Source organism: Mycobacterium sp. RTGN5, from assembly GCF_033804465.1.
Classification (GTDB): domain Bacteria; phylum Actinomycetota; class Actinomycetes; order Mycobacteriales; family Mycobacteriaceae; genus Mycobacterium.
In genome coordinates, this window is the sequence record NZ_JAPZLA010000005.1 from 140,745 (window position 1) to 156,737 (window position 15,993).

14 protein-coding genes and 1 pseudogene are annotated in these 15,993 nt (G+C 67.4%); 9 read left to right on the plus strand and 6 right to left on the minus strand.

Annotated elements, in window-relative coordinates:
* Window positions 1-25: 25 nt before the first annotated feature.
* On the minus strand, window positions 26-2,119 hold the full coding sequence (gene tkt, locus SLQ31_RS22875; protein ID WP_319436407.1) for a transketolase: 2,094 nt from the start codon (window positions 2,117-2,119) through the stop codon (window positions 26-28).
* 248 nt (window positions 2,120-2,367) lie between these two features.
* Here tkt and SLQ31_RS22880 point away from each other — a divergent pair, with 248 nt between their 5' ends.
* Window positions 2,368-3,294: a heme o synthase gene (locus tag SLQ31_RS22880; RefSeq protein WP_319436408.1), complete on the plus strand. Its 927-nt coding sequence runs from the start codon at window positions 2,368-2,370 to the stop codon at window positions 3,292-3,294.
* A gap of 32 nt (window positions 3,295-3,326) precedes the next feature.
* Here SLQ31_RS22880 and SLQ31_RS22885 read toward each other — a convergent pair whose 3' ends face one another.
* On the minus strand, window positions 3,327-4,301 hold the full coding sequence (locus SLQ31_RS22885) for a quinone oxidoreductase (RefSeq protein WP_319436409.1): 975 nt from the start codon (window positions 4,299-4,301) through the stop codon (window positions 3,327-3,329).
* An 18-nt stretch (window positions 4,302-4,319) separates the two neighbouring features.
* On the opposite strand from SLQ31_RS22885, the gene SLQ31_RS22890 reads away from it, so the two are divergent.
* On the plus strand, window positions 4,320-5,270 hold the full coding sequence (locus tag SLQ31_RS22890; RefSeq protein ID WP_319436410.1) for a hypothetical protein: 951 nt from the start codon (window positions 4,320-4,322) through the stop codon (window positions 5,268-5,270).
* Here the strand turns inward: SLQ31_RS22890 and SLQ31_RS22895 are convergent.
* The 4 genes from SLQ31_RS22895 to mptB form a co-directional block, all read right to left on the minus strand.
* Window positions 5,220-6,149 carry a heme A synthase gene (locus SLQ31_RS22895; protein WP_319436628.1) on the minus strand — a complete coding sequence of 310 codons (930 nt, stop codon included), beginning with the start codon at window positions 6,147-6,149 and terminating at the stop codon, window positions 5,220-5,222. The two genes, SLQ31_RS22890 and SLQ31_RS22895, sit on opposite strands and share 51 nt — an antisense overlap.
* 111 nt (window positions 6,150-6,260) lie before the next feature.
* Window positions 6,261-7,037 carry an ABC transporter permease gene (locus tag SLQ31_RS22900; protein ID WP_319436411.1) on the minus strand — a complete coding sequence of 259 codons (777 nt, stop codon included), beginning with the start codon at window positions 7,035-7,037 and terminating at the stop codon, window positions 6,261-6,263.
* On the minus strand, window positions 7,034-7,966 hold the full coding sequence (locus SLQ31_RS22905) for an ABC transporter ATP-binding protein (RefSeq protein WP_413642797.1): 933 nt from the start codon (window positions 7,964-7,966) through the stop codon (window positions 7,034-7,036). Before SLQ31_RS22905 ends, SLQ31_RS22900 begins: the two co-directional genes overlap by 4 nt.
* Entirely contained in the window at window positions 7,963-9,687 is a 1,725-nt protein-coding gene (gene mptB / locus SLQ31_RS22910; protein WP_319436412.1) for a polyprenol phosphomannose-dependent alpha 1,6 mannosyltransferase MptB, read from the minus strand. The genes SLQ31_RS22905 and mptB overlap by 4 nt, the downstream gene beginning before the upstream one ends.
* A 73-nt stretch (window positions 9,688-9,760) precedes the next feature.
* On the opposite strand from mptB, the pseudogene SLQ31_RS22915 reads away from it, so the two are divergent.
* The 7 genes and pseudogenes from SLQ31_RS22915 to SLQ31_RS22945 form a co-directional block, all read left to right on the plus strand.
* Window positions 9,761-10,505 (plus strand): annotated as a pseudogene (locus SLQ31_RS22915) (helix-turn-helix transcriptional regulator); the annotation flags it as partial.
* Between the two features lie 30 nt (window positions 10,506-10,535).
* A complete protein-coding gene (sufB, locus tag SLQ31_RS22920; RefSeq protein WP_319436414.1) occupies window positions 10,536-11,978 on the plus strand; it encodes a Fe-S cluster assembly protein SufB in 1,443 nt (480 codons plus the stop codon).
* On the plus strand, window positions 11,979-13,169 hold the full coding sequence (gene sufD / locus SLQ31_RS22925; RefSeq protein WP_319436415.1) for a Fe-S cluster assembly protein SufD: 1,191 nt from the start codon (window positions 11,979-11,981) through the stop codon (window positions 13,167-13,169).
* Window positions 13,170-13,171: 2 nt separating this feature from the next.
* A complete protein-coding gene (gene sufC / locus SLQ31_RS22930; RefSeq protein ID WP_319436416.1) occupies window positions 13,172-13,942 on the plus strand; it encodes a Fe-S cluster assembly ATPase SufC in 771 nt (256 codons plus the stop codon).
* 1 nt (window position 13,943) lies between these two features.
* Window positions 13,944-15,188: a cysteine desulfurase gene (locus SLQ31_RS22935; RefSeq protein ID WP_319436417.1), complete on the plus strand. Its 1,245-nt coding sequence runs from the start codon at window positions 13,944-13,946 to the stop codon at window positions 15,186-15,188.
* Between the two features lie 2 nt (window positions 15,189-15,190).
* Window positions 15,191-15,640, plus strand: a complete 450-nt coding sequence (sufU, locus tag SLQ31_RS22940; protein ID WP_319436630.1) for a Fe-S cluster assembly sulfur transfer protein SufU — start codon at window positions 15,191-15,193, stop codon at window positions 15,638-15,640.
* Entirely contained in the window at window positions 15,637-15,984 is a 348-nt protein-coding gene (locus SLQ31_RS22945; RefSeq protein WP_319436418.1) for a metal-sulfur cluster assembly factor, read from the plus strand. The genes sufU and SLQ31_RS22945 overlap by 4 nt, the downstream gene beginning before the upstream one ends.
* Window positions 15,985-15,993: the final 9 nt, after the last annotated feature.

Below are 15,993 nucleotides of genomic sequence, written 5' to 3' on the forward strand. Positions count from 1 at the left end.
TTGCTCCTCGTTGTTGGTCAGGTGATCAGTTGTCGATTGCGCGTTCCGCGGCCGCGGCGACGGCCTCCGGGGTGAACCCGAACTCGCGGAACAGGGTCTTGTCATCGGCGGATTCGCCGTAGTGCTCGATGGAGACGATCTCGCCGGTGTCGCCGACGTACTTGTACCAACTCTGGGCGATACCCGCTTCCACGGCGACGCGGGCCGACACGTCCGGCGGCAGCACGCTGTCGCGGTACTCCTGCGGCTGCGAATCGAACCACTCGACACAGGGCATCGACACCACGTAGGCCCTGATGTCCTTGTCCGCCAGCAGCTTTTGAGCTTCGACGGCCAGCTGCAGTTCGGAACCGGTGGCGATGATGATGACGTCGGCGTCGTCGGCGGGGTTGCCGCCGCCGAGCACATAGCCGCCCTTGGCCACGCCCTCGGAGCTGGTGCCCTCCAGTACCGGGATGCCCTGGCGGGTCAGGATGAAACCGACCGGGCCGCTTCCGTTTCCGCGGGCGATGATGCTGCGCCAGGCGTAGGCGGTCTCGTTCGGGTCACCAGGACGCACCACCGACAGCCGCGGGATCGCGCGCAGCGCGGCCAGGTGTTCGATGGGCTGATGCGTCGGGCCGTCCTCGCCAAGACCGATCGAGTCGTGGGTCCAGATGTAGATGGTGTCGATGTCCATCAGCGAGGCCAGCCGGACCGCGCCGCGCATATAGTCGGCGAACTGCAGGAAGGTGCCACCGAACGCACGGGTCGGCCCATGCAGCACGATGCCCGACAGGATCGAGCCCATCGCGTGCTCGCGGATGCCGAAGTGCAGCACCCGGCCGTACCAGTCCGCGGTGTAGTCCTCCGTCGAGATCGACGGTGGGCCAAACGATTTCACGCCCTCGATGGTGGTGTTGTTGCTGCCGGCCAGATCAGCCGAGCCGCCCCACAGTTCGGGCAACTTCGGCGCGACGTCGTTGAGCACCTTGCCGAACGCGGCGCGGGTGGCCAGCGGCTTGGAACCCGGCTCCCAGTAGGTAATGTCGGCGTCCCAGCCGTCTGGCAGCTCGTTGGCCAACAGCCGGTCCAGCAGGGCCTTGCGCTCCGGTTCCCGCTCTGCCCAGGCGTCGAACTCGCCCTGCCACTTGTCGTGAGCCTCCCGGCCCCGGTCGACGAGCTTGCGGGTGTGCTCGATGACCTTGTCGCTCACGTCGAACGACTTGTCGGGGTCGAAGCCCAGCACCTTCTTGGTGGCGGCGACCTCGTCGGCGCCCAGCGCCGAGCCGTGCACACCGCCGGTGTTCATCTTGGTGGGAGCGGGATAGCCGATGATCGTGCGCACCGCGATGAACGACGGCTTGTCGGTGACCTTCTTGGCTTCCTCGATCGCCGCCTGGATCCCGACGACGTTCTCGCCGCCCTCGACGACCTGGACGTGCCAGCCGTAGGCCTCGTAGCGGGCCGGGGTGTTCTCGGTGAACGCGATGTTGGTGTTGTGCTCGATCGAGATCTCGTTGTTGTCCCAGAACACGATCAGGTTGCCCAGCTGCTGGGTACCCGCGATCGACGACGCCTCGGAGGTGACGCCCTCTTCCATGTCGCCGTCGGAGGCGATCACGTAGATGTAGTGGTCGAACGGGCTGGTGCCCGCGGGGGCGTCCGGGTCGAACAGCCCGCGCTCGTAGCGCGCCGCCATCGCCATGCCGACCGCCGAGGCCAGGCCCTGGCCCAGCGGGCCGGTGGTGATCTCCACGCCCTTGGTGTGCCGGAACTCCGGGTGACCCGGCGTCTTCGAACCCCAGGTGCGCAGCGACTCGATATCGGAGAGCTCCAGGCCGAACCCGCCGAGATACAGCTGCAGGTACAGGGTCAGGCTGCTGTGCCCGCAGGACAGGACGAACCGGTCGCGGCCCAGCCAATGGGTGTCGCTCGGGTCATGCCGCATCACCCGCTGAAACAGCGTGTACGCCAGGGGAGCCAAGCTCATCGCGGTACCCGGATGTCCGTTGCCGACCTTCTGCACCGCATCGGCGGCGAGGACCCGCACCGTGTCGACGGCTTGCGAATCCACCTCCGCCCAGTCCTCGGGGTGGTGCGGCTGGGTCAGCGTGGCAATCTCTTCGACAGTTGTCACTCACTCGCTCCTGGCATCGTCAGATTGGCTGGCAAGCTGGGGTGGTCCTTGTTCACCCTAATGCCGGTCGGTCCCTTGCTGCATAGTGCTGCGACCAGCATTGCCCGCGGGTGAAGCGCGGCACCTGAAACTGTGTCGTCACGATGTAATCGCCGTGAATCGACCCTTCGGTTCTGCTAGTCCAGCGGCGGCGTCTACCATCCTCTGTAGTAGATCGTCGGCATTGCCGTGTGTCAGGAGTCGGTTGCGTGAGAGTTCGCGAAGTGCACCTCGTTGACGGGGTGCCGATTCGATTCCGCGACAGGCTCCTCGGATACATCAATCTGACCAAGCCCCGCGTCATCGAGCTGCTGCTCGTCACCACCATTCCGGCCATGCTGCTGGCCGGCCGCGGCACCGTCGACCTCCCGCTGATTCTCAACACCCTGTTCGGCGGCCTGCTGGCCGCGGCAGGCGCCAACACGCTCAACTGCGTGGCCGACGCCGACATCGACAAGCTGATGAAGCGCACCGAGCGCCGGACGCTGGCCAGGGCCACGGTGCCCCGCAGCCACGCGCTGGTGTTCGGGCTGGCGCTGTCGGTGGCGTCGTTCTTCTGGCTGTGGTGGACGACGAACATGCTCTCGGCGCATCTGGCCGGGGCCACCATCGCGTTCTACGTGCTGGTCTACACCCTGCTGCTGAAGCGCCGCACCTCGCAGAACGTGGTGTGGGGCGGCGCGGCCGGCTGCATGCCGGTGATGATCGGCTGGTCGGCGGTGACCGACACGATCGGCTGGCAGGCGCTGGTGATGTTCGCGATCATCTTCTTCTGGACACCGCCGCACACCTGGGCGCTGGCCATGAAGTACAAGGACGACTACGCCGCCGCGGGTGTGCCGATGCTGCCGGTGGTCGCCACCGAGCTGCAGGTCACCAAGCAGATCCTGATCTACACCTGGCTCACCGTGCTCGCCACGCTGGCGCTGATCCCGGCGGCCGGCTGGCTGTACGCCTCGGTGGCGGCGCTGGCCGGTGCCTGGTTCCTGGTGATGGCGCACACCCTGCACGCCGGGGTGCGCCGCGGGAACCCGGTGAAGCCGCTGAAGCTGTTCCTGCAGTCGAACAACTACCTCGCCGTGGTGTTCGTCGCGCTGGCGGTCGATTCGGTGCTGGCGCTGCCCACTCTTTTGTAGGGCGCCACTCTTTTCTAGGGCGCGACGCTCTTCTAGGGCAGCAGCACGATCGAGCCGGTGGTCTTGCGGCCCTGCAGATCGCGATGTGCCTGGCCGGCGTCGGCCAGCGGGTAGTGGCCGCCGACGGTGATCGTGATCGAGCCGGTCGAGATCGCATCCAGTAATTCACCTGCTCGCCAAGCGAATTCGTCGGGCGTCCGGGTGAAATGCGCGAGGTTGGGCCGGGTCAGGTACACCGATCCGGCCGCGTTGAGCCGCTGCGGGTCGACGGGCGGGACGGGCCCGCTGGAGGCGCCGAACAGGGCCAGCGTGCCGCGAACCGCCAGGCTGGCCAGGCTGGCATCGAACGTGGTCTTGCCAACGCCGTCATACACGGCGGCGACCCCGTGGCCGTGGGTGAGCTCACGGATCGTGGCCGCGAAATCGGCAGGGTCCTCCGGGTAGTCGAGCACCTCGATCGCCCCGGCCTGCCGCGACAACTCGGCCTTCTCCGGGCCCGACGCCGTGGTGATCACCCGCGCGCCCAGGCTGGTCGCCCACTGGGTCAGGATCAGTCCGACCCCGCCCGCCCCCGCGTGCACGAGCACGTAATCGCGGGCCTGCACCGGATACACCGACTTGATCAGGTAGTGCGCCGTCATACCCTTGAGCAGTGCCGAGGCGACCGCATCCGACGGGACGTTGTCGGGTACATAGGCGATGAAATCGGCTGGTGCCGTGCAGAAGTCGGCGTAGGCGCCGGTCGCCATGGCGGTCACCACCCGGTCGCCGGGCTTGATCGCGGCGACCTCGTCGCCGACCGCGGCGACCGTCCCGCACACCTCGGTACCCAGCACGAAGGGCAGCTCCCGCGGGTAGAGGCCGGAGCGGAAGTACGTGTCGATGTAGTTGACGCCGATCGCGTCGGCCTCGATGAGCACCTCGGCGGGGCCGGGTTCGGGTTTCGGCTTCTCGACGTAGTTCAGGACCTCGGGGCCGCCCGTCTCGGCGACTTCGATTGCGTGCATGTCACTATCATCCCCGCTGTGGCCCCACCGTCGAAGCTGGCACGTCCCGATGTCTTCCACCCGAGCATCGTGCTGGCCGGCTGCCCGCAACTGGTCTCCGGCGATGGCGACGACGAGGGCCTGATCGCGGCACTGCGCCGCCGTGGTCTGCACGCCCGGTGGCTGTCCTGGGACGATCCGCAGACCGAAAGTGCTGACCTGGTGATCCTGCGCGCGGCATGGGATTACGCCGAACGGCGCGAGGAATTCCTGGCCTGGACCAGCCGGGTGCGCAACTTGCTGAACGCGCCGGAGGTGGTGGCCTGGAACAGTGACAAGCACTACCTGCAGGACCTGGCCGACGCGGGCGTGCCCACGCTGTCGTCGTTCTTCTTCGAACCCGGCCAGAAGGTGACGCTGCCCAAGGGGGAGATCGTGGTCAAGCCCGCGATCGGCGCCGGCTCGATCGACACCGGGCGGTTCGTCGACCACGGCGCCGCCCGCTCCCACGTCGCGGCCCTGCAGGACTCCGGGCGCACCGCGCTGGTGCAGCCCTATGACGCCCGCGTCGAAGCGGGGGAGACCGCCCTGGTGTTCCTCGGCGGCCGGCAGTCGCACGCGTTCACCAAGGGCCCGATGCTGCCGCCCGAAGGCGAGGTAGCCACCCTCGACGAGTCGGGCACCTACGTGGCCGAGAAGCTGACATCGGCCGATCCCGACTTCGCGATGTGGGATGTGGGCGTCGCCGCGCTGGAGGCGGCGGCCGGGCACCTGGGCATCGCCACCAGCGAGCTGCTCTACGCCCGGGTGGATCTCATCGGTGGCGCCGACAATCCGGTGCTGCTGGAGCTCGAGGTGATCGAGCCAGGGCTGGGCTGGGGCCAACTCGACGAGGCCACCCGGGAGCTGCAGCAGCGGACGTTCGCGCTGGCGGTCGAGTCAGCGTGCGAGCGTCTTGGGCTCGGTCCGCTGCCGCATCGACGCCCATAGCGCGGCGGTGGCCGCGGTGGCGGCCGCGGCACCCGCGACGTGCAACGCCACCAGTGCCGCGGGCACGCCGGTGAAGAACTGCACTGTGCCGACCAAACCCTGAGCCAGCACCAGCGCCACCAGCACCGCCAGCCGTCGCATGATCAGCCGCGGGGCGAACACCGCCTGCAGGCCGGCGGCCAACCCGACCAGCAGCGCCAGGTAGACGATCAGCAGCGTGGAGTGCATATGCACCAGCGTGGGGATCTCCACCTCGAGCCGCGGCACCGCGCGCTGCGGACTCTTGTCGCCGGCGTGCGGACCCGCACCGGTCACCAGCGTGCCGGTCACCAGCGTCGCGGCCAATGTCAGCGCGCCGAGCAGGGTCAGATGCCGTAGCGGCTTGGGCACCAACACGGTGGGCACGCCGTCGTCGGGTTCGCCGATCTTGACGTAGAGCAGGGTGGCCAGCCACACCATCGCCATCGAAACCAGCAGATGGATCGCCACCGTCCACCAGGCCAGCCCGGCCAGCACGGTGATACCGCCCAGCACCGCCTGCAAGACCGTCGACGCCGGCATCAGCCACGCGTAGACCAGCACCTCGCGGCGGCGCCGCGCGCGGATCACGGCCAGCACGGCCAGGATCGCGGTGATCACGACCAGGAAGGTGATCATCCGGTTGCCGAACTCGACGGCCTGATGGATGCGGGGCACCTCGGCGTGCGGGACCGGGACGAAACTGCCCGGGAAGCATTGCGGCCAGGTCGGGCAGCCCAACCCGGATGCGGTCACCCGGACGATCGCGCCGGTGACGGCGATGCCGCCCTGGGTGAGGATGACCGCGGCGGCGATGATGCGCTGAGTGCGCAGGCTCGGCAGTGGAAGCAGGTCCACCAGCCGCAGGAAAAACCGTCCGACGGGCACCGCCCGATCGTAGAGGACGTCTAACTACAAGCCGTAGTAGGGATCAGGTGGCGCGTAGGGACTAGGTGAAGCGTAGGGCTCAGCTCAGGTGAAACGGAACCAGCGCAGCGCGCCAAGCGCCGCAACGGCACCCCATACCGCGAGCACCGCGATGCCGAACCAGTCCACCGACAGCGACATCGCGTGCGTCAACGTCTCGGTGAGAGCGCCGGACGGGGTCAGCCGGGCCACCAAGGCAATTCCGCGCGGGATCGCGTCGGTCTCCAGGGTCAGCGCGCCCAGCCCGGCGAACACGAACCAGAGCAGGTTGGCCACGGCCAACACGATCTCGGCCTTGAGGGTTCCGCCGAGCAGTAGACCCATGGCCGCGAACCCCGCGGTACCGAGCGCAATGACGACCGCGCCCAACAGCAGACCGGCCGGATGCGGGCGCCAGCCAAGGGCCAGCCCGATGCCACCGAGCAGCAGTGCCTGCAGGAACACCACGGTCACTACGGCAAGTGATTTTCCGGCGATGATGCCCCACACCGGAAGTGCGGTGGCGCCCAAGCGTTTCAGTGCCCCGTAGCGCCGGTCGAAGGCCACCGCGATGGCCTGGCCGGTGAAGGCGGTGGAGATCACCGCCAACGCCATGATCGCCGGCACGAACACCGCAACGCGCTGCGGACCGAATGAGCCCAGCGGCAGCAGGGTGAGGCCGATCAGCAGCGTGATCGGGATGAACATCGTCAGCAGCAGCTGTTCGCCGTTGCGCAGCAACAGTTTCAGCTCAAGGCCGTACTGCGCGGCCAGCATCCGCTGCACCGTGCTTGGCCGCGGATCAGGGGCGAAGGTGCCGGGCGGGAACAGCTCCCTCGTCATGACCGCAACTCCTTGCCGGTGAGTTCCAGGAACACGTCTTCGAGGCTGCGCTGTTCCACCCGCACGTCGGTGGCCAGGACGTTGAGCCGCGCGCACCACGCCGTCACGGTGGCCAATACCTGCGGATCGATCTGACCCTCGACCAGGTATTCGCCGGGCGAATGTTCCCTGGCCACATAGCCTTCCGGCAGTGCGGTCATGAGCAGTGAGAGGTCCAGCTGTCGGGGTGCGGAGAACCGCAGTTGGCCCTCGGCGCCGTTGTGCATCAGCTCGGCGGGCGTGCCTGCGGCGACGGCCGCGCCGTGGTCGATGATGACGATGCGGTCGGCGAGCTCCTCGGCTTCCTTGAGGTGGTGGGTGGTCAGCACCACCGTCACGCCGTCGCGGCGTAGCGCCTCGATGAGTTCCCACACCACCAGCCGGGCGTGGGCGTCCATGCCTGCGGTCGGCTCGTCGAGAAACACCAGTTCGGGGCGCCCGACCAGGGCGCAGGCCAGCGCCAGCCGCTGCTGCTGGCCGCCCGAGAGCCGTCGGTAGGTGGTGCGAGCGGCATCCGTGAGCCCCAGGGTGTCCAGCAGCCAGGCCGGATCAAGGGGATCCGCGGAGTAGGAGGCGACCAGCTTGAGCATCTCGCCGGCCCTGGCGGCCGGATAGCCACCGCCGCCCTGCAACATCACACCGATCCGAGCACGCAGCCGCGCGTTGTCGGTCACCGGGTCAAGGCCCAGCACCTCGATCGTGCCCTCGTCCGGTCGGACGAACCCCTCACACATTTCGACCGTGGTCGTCTTGCCAGCCCCGTTGGGGCCCAGCAGCGCCAGCACTTCAGCGGCGTGCACCTCGAGGTCGAGGCCCGACACCGCCGTCGTCGTGCCGTAGCGCTTGGACACCCCGCGCAGTCGCACGGGGATTGGGTGGCCGGAAGTCACGGTGACTCAGCGTATGCGCCGGGCGCGGGACGTTGCGCCGGTGGCTCGGCCGGCGGCTCCGATGGTGGCGGCGGGTCGGGTTCCTGACCGCTGAACGCCTCGCTGGTGCCGGGCACCTTGCGCCACGGCAAGTGATTGAACGTCACCGCCATCAGCAGCAGCACGATCACCAAACTGGCCAGGGTGGCGTCGAGGATCTGGAACAGCGCGAAGCGGTCGCCGTTGGCGGTGGGCCCGAAGATGCCCACGACGAGCGTCACCGCGATGGTGGCGATCCGGAAGCCGGGGCGGGTGGCCCAGGCGGCCAGCGGGATGATCGCCCACAGCAGGTACCACGGCTGGACGACCGGGAACAGCAGCACCGTCGCGCCGAGTGCGACACCGAGCCCGCCGACCGGGTGCAGCCGTCCGCGGAACACCGCCAGCAGCAGCCAGGTGACGGTGATCATGATGATCAGCACGCCCATGGCGCGGGTCAGCGACAGCACGGCCGTGGTGTGATCGCCCAGCCCGAGCAGGATTCCGACCTGACCGGTGCCCAGCGCCAGCAGGGTCGGCGGCGACATCCAGCTGCGCACCACGTTCGCGGTACCGAGGGTGAAGATCCAGCCGAACCCCAGTCCGCTGGCCCAGCCGATCACCGCCATCACCACCAGCGATAGCGCCGTCATCAGCGCAGTGGCCATCACGAACGCCTTGAAACTCGTGCCCCAGCGATGGGCCAGCCACATGCCGACGAAACCTAGCGCCAACAACCCCGGCAGCTTCACCTGTGAGGACAGCACGATCAGGACGGCGCCGACGAGCAGCATGGTCAGCGGTTTCCACGCCGTCCACTGGTCTCGCCCGCGCGGCCAGTGCAGCGGTCGTGGCACCAGCGATCGCTCGGAGTCAACCCCACGCATCGCAAACTCCACCCCGGTCAGCATCAGGCCCAGCATCAGCGCCTCGTTGTGGATGCCGGCCACCAGGTGCATCAGCAGCAGCGGATTGGCCGCGCCCAGCCACAACGCGCTGACCTCGGCCACCCCGCAGCGGCGGGCGAGCCGGGGCACCGCCCAGACGATCATCCCGACCCCGAGCAGCACCACCACCCGATGGCTGAGCACGGCGGCGACAATGTTTTCCCCGGTCAGCGCCGAGATGCCGCGGCCGACCCACAGGAACAGCGGCCCGTAGGGCGCCGGCGTATCGCGCCACAGGCTGGGCACCGAGAGGGTGAACACGTGGTCGAGCCCCAGCCCGGGGGCCGGCCCGACCTGGTACGGGTTGAGGCCGTTGCGGGAGATCTGACTCTGCGCCAGGTAGGAGTAGACGTCCTTGCTGTACATCGGCGGCGCGATCAGCAGCGGCACGATCCACAACATCAGGGTGTGATCAAGCTGACTGCGTGACATCCGGCGGCTGCCCAGTGCGAAGCGGCCCAGCATCAGCCAGGCGAGCGCCATCATCACCGCGCCGGTGGTGGTCATCGTCAACGAGACGGTCTGGATGCGGGACGGCAGGTTGAGTAGTCGCACGCCGAAGGTAGGGTCCTGCACGACGGGACGGGCGCCTGCGCCCAGCGCACCGATCGCCATCAGTACGGTTCCGGTGGCGCCGAACATTCGGGTCCGGCGCATCGCGCGCAGTTCGGCGTCATTGAGCGGCGAGCCCACCGTGCGTTCATCGCCGTGCAAGCGGGCGATCGACGAGCTCAGGGAGTGTTGGCGGGCTGCCACCACAGCACTCTAACTGCCGGGCCTTTTGGCCCCGTGGCTGCTAAGGGTGCCCTTGCTAGACCCGCCCGGCTAATTGCGTAACACTGGTGTTGTGGAAATCCCGTCCGCTGCAGATCCGGTGCCTGTGCTGGGCGCTGCTGTGCACGATGGACAGACCCGCCGCACCATTGTGCAGCTGCTGGTCGAGTCGGGATCGATCACCGCCGCCGATATCGGTCGCCGGCTGGGCCTGTCCGCCGTCGGTGTGCGCCGGCACCTCGATGCTCTCATCGAGGCCGGTGACGCCGAAGCCAACGCCGCGGCGGCCTGGCAGCAGGCCGGCCGCGGACGGCCCGCCAAGCATTACCGGCTCACGGCCGCGGGGCGGGGCAAGCTCGAGCACACCTACGACGACCTGGCCTCGGCCGCGATTCGCCAGCTGCGTGAGATCGGCGGCACGGAAGCGGTCGAGACGTTCGCCCGCCGCCGCATCGACGCGATCCTTGCGGGAGTAAAGCCGGGCCCCGACGATGTTGAATCTACTGCTGAGCGGGTGGCCGATGCGTTCACGCGGGCCGGCTACGCGGCGACGACGACGCGGGTGCGCGGCCCTATGCCGGGTATCGAGATCTGCCAGCACCACTGCCCGGTCTCGCACGTCGCCGAGGAGTTTCCGGAGCTCTGCGAGGCCGAGCAGCAGGCCATGTCGGAGGTCCTCGGCACCCACGTTCAGCGCCTGGCGACGATCGCCAACGGTGACTGCGCCTGCACCACCCACGTGCCGCTCACGCCGGCACACCGCTAGACCAAGAACCACTTCGGCGCTCAGCCCGCACCGAAGCCGCCACGATCGATTGAGGAGCGTCACCATGACACTCACACCGGAAGCCAAGACGGCTGAGCCGCTGACCCAGGACGAGGCGATCGCCTCGCTGGGCACCTACGGCTACGGCTGGTCCGACTCCGACGTCGCCGGTGCCAGTGCCCAGCGAGGCCTGTCCGAGGCGGTGGTGCGTGACATCTCGGCCAAGAAGAGCGAACCGCAGTGGATGCTCGACATGCGGCTCAAAGCGCTGCGCACATTCGAGAAGAAGCCGATGCCGAACTGGGGATCGAATCTCGAAGGCATCTTCTTCGACAACATCAAGTACTTCGTGCGCTCCAGCGAGAAGCAGGCCGCGACATGGGATGACCTGCCCGCCGATATCAAGAACACCTACGACCGGCTCGGCATCCCGGAGGCGGAGAAGCAGCGCCTGGTCTCGGGTGTGGCCGCGCAGTACGAGTCCGAGGTCGTCTACCACTCCATCCGCGAGGACCTGGAAGCCCAGGGCGTCATCTTCCTGGACACCGACACCGCGCTGAAGGAACACCCGGACCTGTTCAGGCAGTACTTCGGCACCGTGATCCCCGCCGGCGACAACAAGTTCTCCGCGCTCAACACCGCGGTGTGGTCGGGTGGCTCGTTCATCTACGTCCCCAAGGGTGTCCACGTCGACATCCCGCTGCAGGCCTACTTCCGGATCAACACCGAGAACATGGGCCAGTTCGAGCGCACGCTGATCATCGTCGACGAGGACGCCTACGTGCACTACGTCGAGGGCTGCACGGCGCCGATCTACAAGAGCGACTCGCTGCACTCGGCGGTGGTGGAGATCATCGTGAAGCCCGGTGGCCGCTGCCGATACACGACCATCCAGAACTGGTCGAACAACGTCTACAACCTGGTCACCAAGCGGGCCAGGGCCGAGGCCGGCGCCACCATGGAGTGGGTCGACGGCAACATCGGCTCGAAGGTGACGATGAAGTACCCGGCGGTCTGGATGACCGGCGAGCACGCCAAGGGCGAGGTGCTCTCGGTGGCGTTCGCCGGCGAGGGCCAGCACCAGGACACCGGCGCGAAGATGCTGCACCTGGCGCCGAACACGTCGAGCAACATCGTGTCGAAGTCGGTGGCCCGCGGCGGCGGCCGCTCGTCCTACCGCGGCCTGGTGCAGATCAACAAGGGTGCCCACGGATCGCGTTCCAGCGTGAAATGTGATGCGCTGCTTGTCGATTCGATCAGCCGCTCGGATACCTATCCGTACGTCGACATCCGCGAGGATGACGTCACGATGGGGCATGAGGCCACCGTGTCGAAGGTCAGCGAAGACCAGCTGTTCTACCTGATGAGCCGCGGGATGACCGAGGACGAGGCGATGGCCATGGTGGTGCGCGGCTTCGTGGAGCCCATCGCCAGGGAACTGCCGATGGAATACGCCCTTGAGCTCAACCGGCTCATTGAGCTGCAGATGGAAGGCGCGGTCGGCTAGATGGTTCAGAATCAACTGACCGAAGCTGTCGAAGGCACCGCAGGGATCATCAAGAACAAGGGCGAGCGCTTCGCCTCGTTCGATGTCGATGCCTTCGAGGTACCCGGCGGCCGCGACGAACTGTGGCGGTTCACCCCGCTCAAGCGATTGCGCGGTCTGCACGACGGCTCGGCGCCGGCCACCGGTGCCGCCCAGATCAGCGTCACCGAGCGGCCCGGCGTGACGGTCGAGACCGTGGCCCGTGGCGACGAGCGTCTCGGTCAGGGTGGCGTGCCATCGGATCGCGTTGCGGCCCAGGCTTTCTCGTCGTTCAACTCGGCGACCATCGTCACCGTCAAGCGTGATACCGAGGTCGCTGAGCCCATCGAAATCACTGTCGCAGGCCCCGGCGAAGGTGCCGTCGCCTACGGGCACCTGCAGATTCGCGTCGAGGAGCTGTCCAGGGCGATCGTGGTGGTCGACCTGCGCGGCAGCGGAACCTATGCGGACAACGTCGAGATCATCGTCGGTGACGCAGCCGGACTCGGTGTCATCTGGATCGCCGACTGGGCCGACGACATGGTCCATGTCAGCGCGCATCACGCCCGCCTCGGCAAGGACTCGGTGCTCGGGCACGTCAACGTCACCCTCGGCGGTGAGGTCGTGCGGACCGCGGCGACGGTGCGATTCACCGCCCCCGGCGGCGAAGCCCAGCTGCTCGGCACCTACTTCGCCGACGACGGCCAGTTCTTCGAGTCACGCCTGCTGGTCGACCACGCAGTGCCGAACTGCAAGTCCGATGTGCTGTACAAGGGTGCGCTGCAAGGCGATCCGGACTCGAAGAAGCCCGACGCCCACACCGTGTGGATCGGCGACGTGCTCATCAGGGCCGAGGCCACCGGTACCGACACCTACGAGGCGAACCGCAATCTGGTGCTCACCGACGGTGCCCGCGCCGATTCGGTGCCCAACCTGGAAATCGAGACCGGCGAGATCGCCGGGGCCGGACACGCCAGTGCCACCGGCCGTTTCGACGACGAGCAGCTTTTCTACCTACGCGCCCGCGGCATCCCCGAGGCGCAGGCCCGGCGCCTGGTGGTGCGTGGCTTCTTCGGCGAGATCATCGCCAAGATCGCCGTCCCCGCGGTGCGTGAGCGCCTCACCGAAGCTATTGAACGAGAACTAGCCATTACCGAAGCGAGAAGCAACTGATCATGACCACTCTGGAAATCAAAGACCTGCACGTCAGCGTCAAGGACCCCAGCGGCGCCGCCGATATCGAGATCCTCAAGGGTGTCGACCTGACGGTGCGCTCCGGCGAGACACATGCGGTGATGGGCCCCAACGGTTCTGGCAAGTCCACGCTGTCGTACGCGATCGCCGGCCATCCGAAGTACACCGTCACGTCGGGGTCGATCACCCTCGACGGCGAGGACGTGCTGGCGATGAGCATCGACGAGCGGGCTCGCGCCGGGCTGTTCCTGGCCATGCAGTACCCCGTCGAGGTGCCCGGCGTTTCCATGTCGAACTTCCTGCGGACCGCCGTCACCGCCGTGCGCGGCGAGGCGCCGAAGCTGCGGCACTGGGTCAAAGAGGTCAAGGCGGCGATGTCCGATCTCGACATCGACCCAACCTTCTCCGAGCGCAGCGTCAACGAAGGCTTTTCGGGTGGCGAGAAGAAGCGCCACGAGATCCTGCAGCTCGGCCTGCTCAAGCCGAAGATCGCCATCCTCGACGAGACCGACTCCGGTCTGGACGTCGACGCGCTGCGCATCGTCAGTGAAGGTGTCAACCGCTTCGCCGAAGCCGAGCACGCCGGCGTCCTGCTGATCACGCACTACACCCGGATCCTGCGCTACATCCAACCGCAGTTCGTCCACGTCTTCGTCGACGGCCGGATCGTGGAGTCCGGTGGCCCAGAGCTGGCCGACGAGCTCGAGGAGAACGGCTACGTGCGCTTCACCCAGGCGGCGGCGGGAGCCTGACATGACCGCCTCGGTGGACCTGGACGTCGTGGGCGTCCGCGCCGACTTCCCGATCCTGAATCGGATCATGCGGGGCGGACATCAGCTGGCGTATCTCGATTCCGGGGCGACGTCGCAGAAGCCGCTGCAGGTTCTCGACGCCGAGCGCGACTTTCTGACCACCTCCAACGGCTCGGTGCATCGCGGTGCGCACCAGCTGATGGAGGAGGCGACCGACGCCTACGAACAAGGGCGTGCCGATATCGCCGCATTCGTCGGCGCCGACGCCGACGAGCTGGTGTTCACCAAGAACGCCACCGAATCGCTCAATCTCGTCTCGTATGTGCTGGGGGACAAGCGGTTCGAGAGCGCCGTCGGGCCCGGCGATATCATCGTCACCACCGAGCTGGAGCACCACGCGAACCTGGTTCCCTGGCAGGAACTGGCGCAGCGCACCGGGGCGACCCTGCGCTGGTACGGCGTCACCGATGACGGGCGTATCGATCTCGATTCGCTGCAGCTCGACGAGCGGGTGAAGGTCGTCGCGTTCAGCCATCATTCGAATGTCACCGGTGCGGTGGCGCCGGTGGGCGAAATCGTCAGGCGGGCCAAGGCGGTTGGTGCGCTGACTGTTTTAGACGCTTGCCAGTCGGTACCGCATCAGCCGGTGGACTTCCACGGCCTGGCGGTCGACTACGCCGCATTCTCCGGGCACAAGATGCTGGGCCCCACCGGGATCGGAGTGCTCTACGGCCGCCGCGAGCTGCTCGACGCGATGCCCCCGTTCCTCACCGGCGGGTCGATGATCGAGACCGTCACCATGGAAGCCACCACCTACGCGCCCGCACCGCAGCGGTTCGAGGCCGGCACGCCGATGACCTCACAGGTGGTCGGATTGGCCGCCGCCGCACGGTATCTCAGCGCGCTGGGGATGACCGCGGTCCAGGCTCACGAGAACGAACTGGTGGCCTTGGCGCTGGAGGGGTTGGCCGGGATTCCGCAGGTGCGCATCATCGGGCCGACCACGCTGGAGCACCGGGGTTCGCCGGTGAGTTTCGTGGTGGACGGTGTACACGCCCACGACGTCGGGCAGGTGCTCGACGACGATGGAGTGGCCGTGCGCGTCGGGCATCACTGCGCCTGGCCGCTGCACCGCCGGTTCGGCATCGCCGCGACCGCACGGGCATCGTTCGCGGTGTACAACACCGCCGACGAGGTGGATCGTTTGGTGGCAGGTGTGAAGCGTGCCGTGGAGTTCTTCTCGTGAAAATGGAGCAGATGTACCAGGAAGTGATCCTGGACCACTACAAGCACCCGCACCATCGCGGGCTGCGCGAACCGTTCGCCACCGAGGTGCACCACGTCAACCCGACGTGCGGTGACGAGGTGACGTTGCGGGTGGCTCTGTCCGAGGACGGCGAGACGGTGACCGACGTGTCATACGACGGGCAGGGCTGCTCGATCAGCCAGGCGGCCACGTCGGTGCTGACCGACCAGATCATCGGGCAGACGGTGGGGGATGCGCTCAAGACCGTGGCCGCGTTCAGCGAGATGATCTCGTCGCGCGGCAACATCGAGGGTGATGAGGATGTGATCGGCGACGGCATCGCGTTCGCCGGTGTGGCCAAGTATCCGGCGCGGGTGAAATGCGCGCTGCTCGGATGGATGGCCTTCAAGGATGCACTCGTGCAAGCGAAGGACTCGGAGGAACGACCGTGAGCGAAACAACCGCACCGACTGAGGAGTTCATGGCGGACCTGGAGGAGGCGATGCGTGACGTCGTCGATCCCGAACTCGGTATCAATGTCGTCGACCTCGGGCTGGTCTACGGCCTGAATGTCGAAGGCGCCGATGGCTCGAAGGTCGCCCTCGTCGACATGACGTTGACGTCGGCCGCCTGTCCGCTCACCGACGTGATCGAGGATCAGACGCGCACCGCGCTCGTCGGCGCCGGGCTCGTCAACGAGATCAAGATCAACTGGGTGTGGAACCCGCCGTGGGGTCCCGACAAGATCACCGAAGACGGCCGCGAACAACTGCGCGCCCTCGGCTTCACGGTCTAGCCTCGCAGC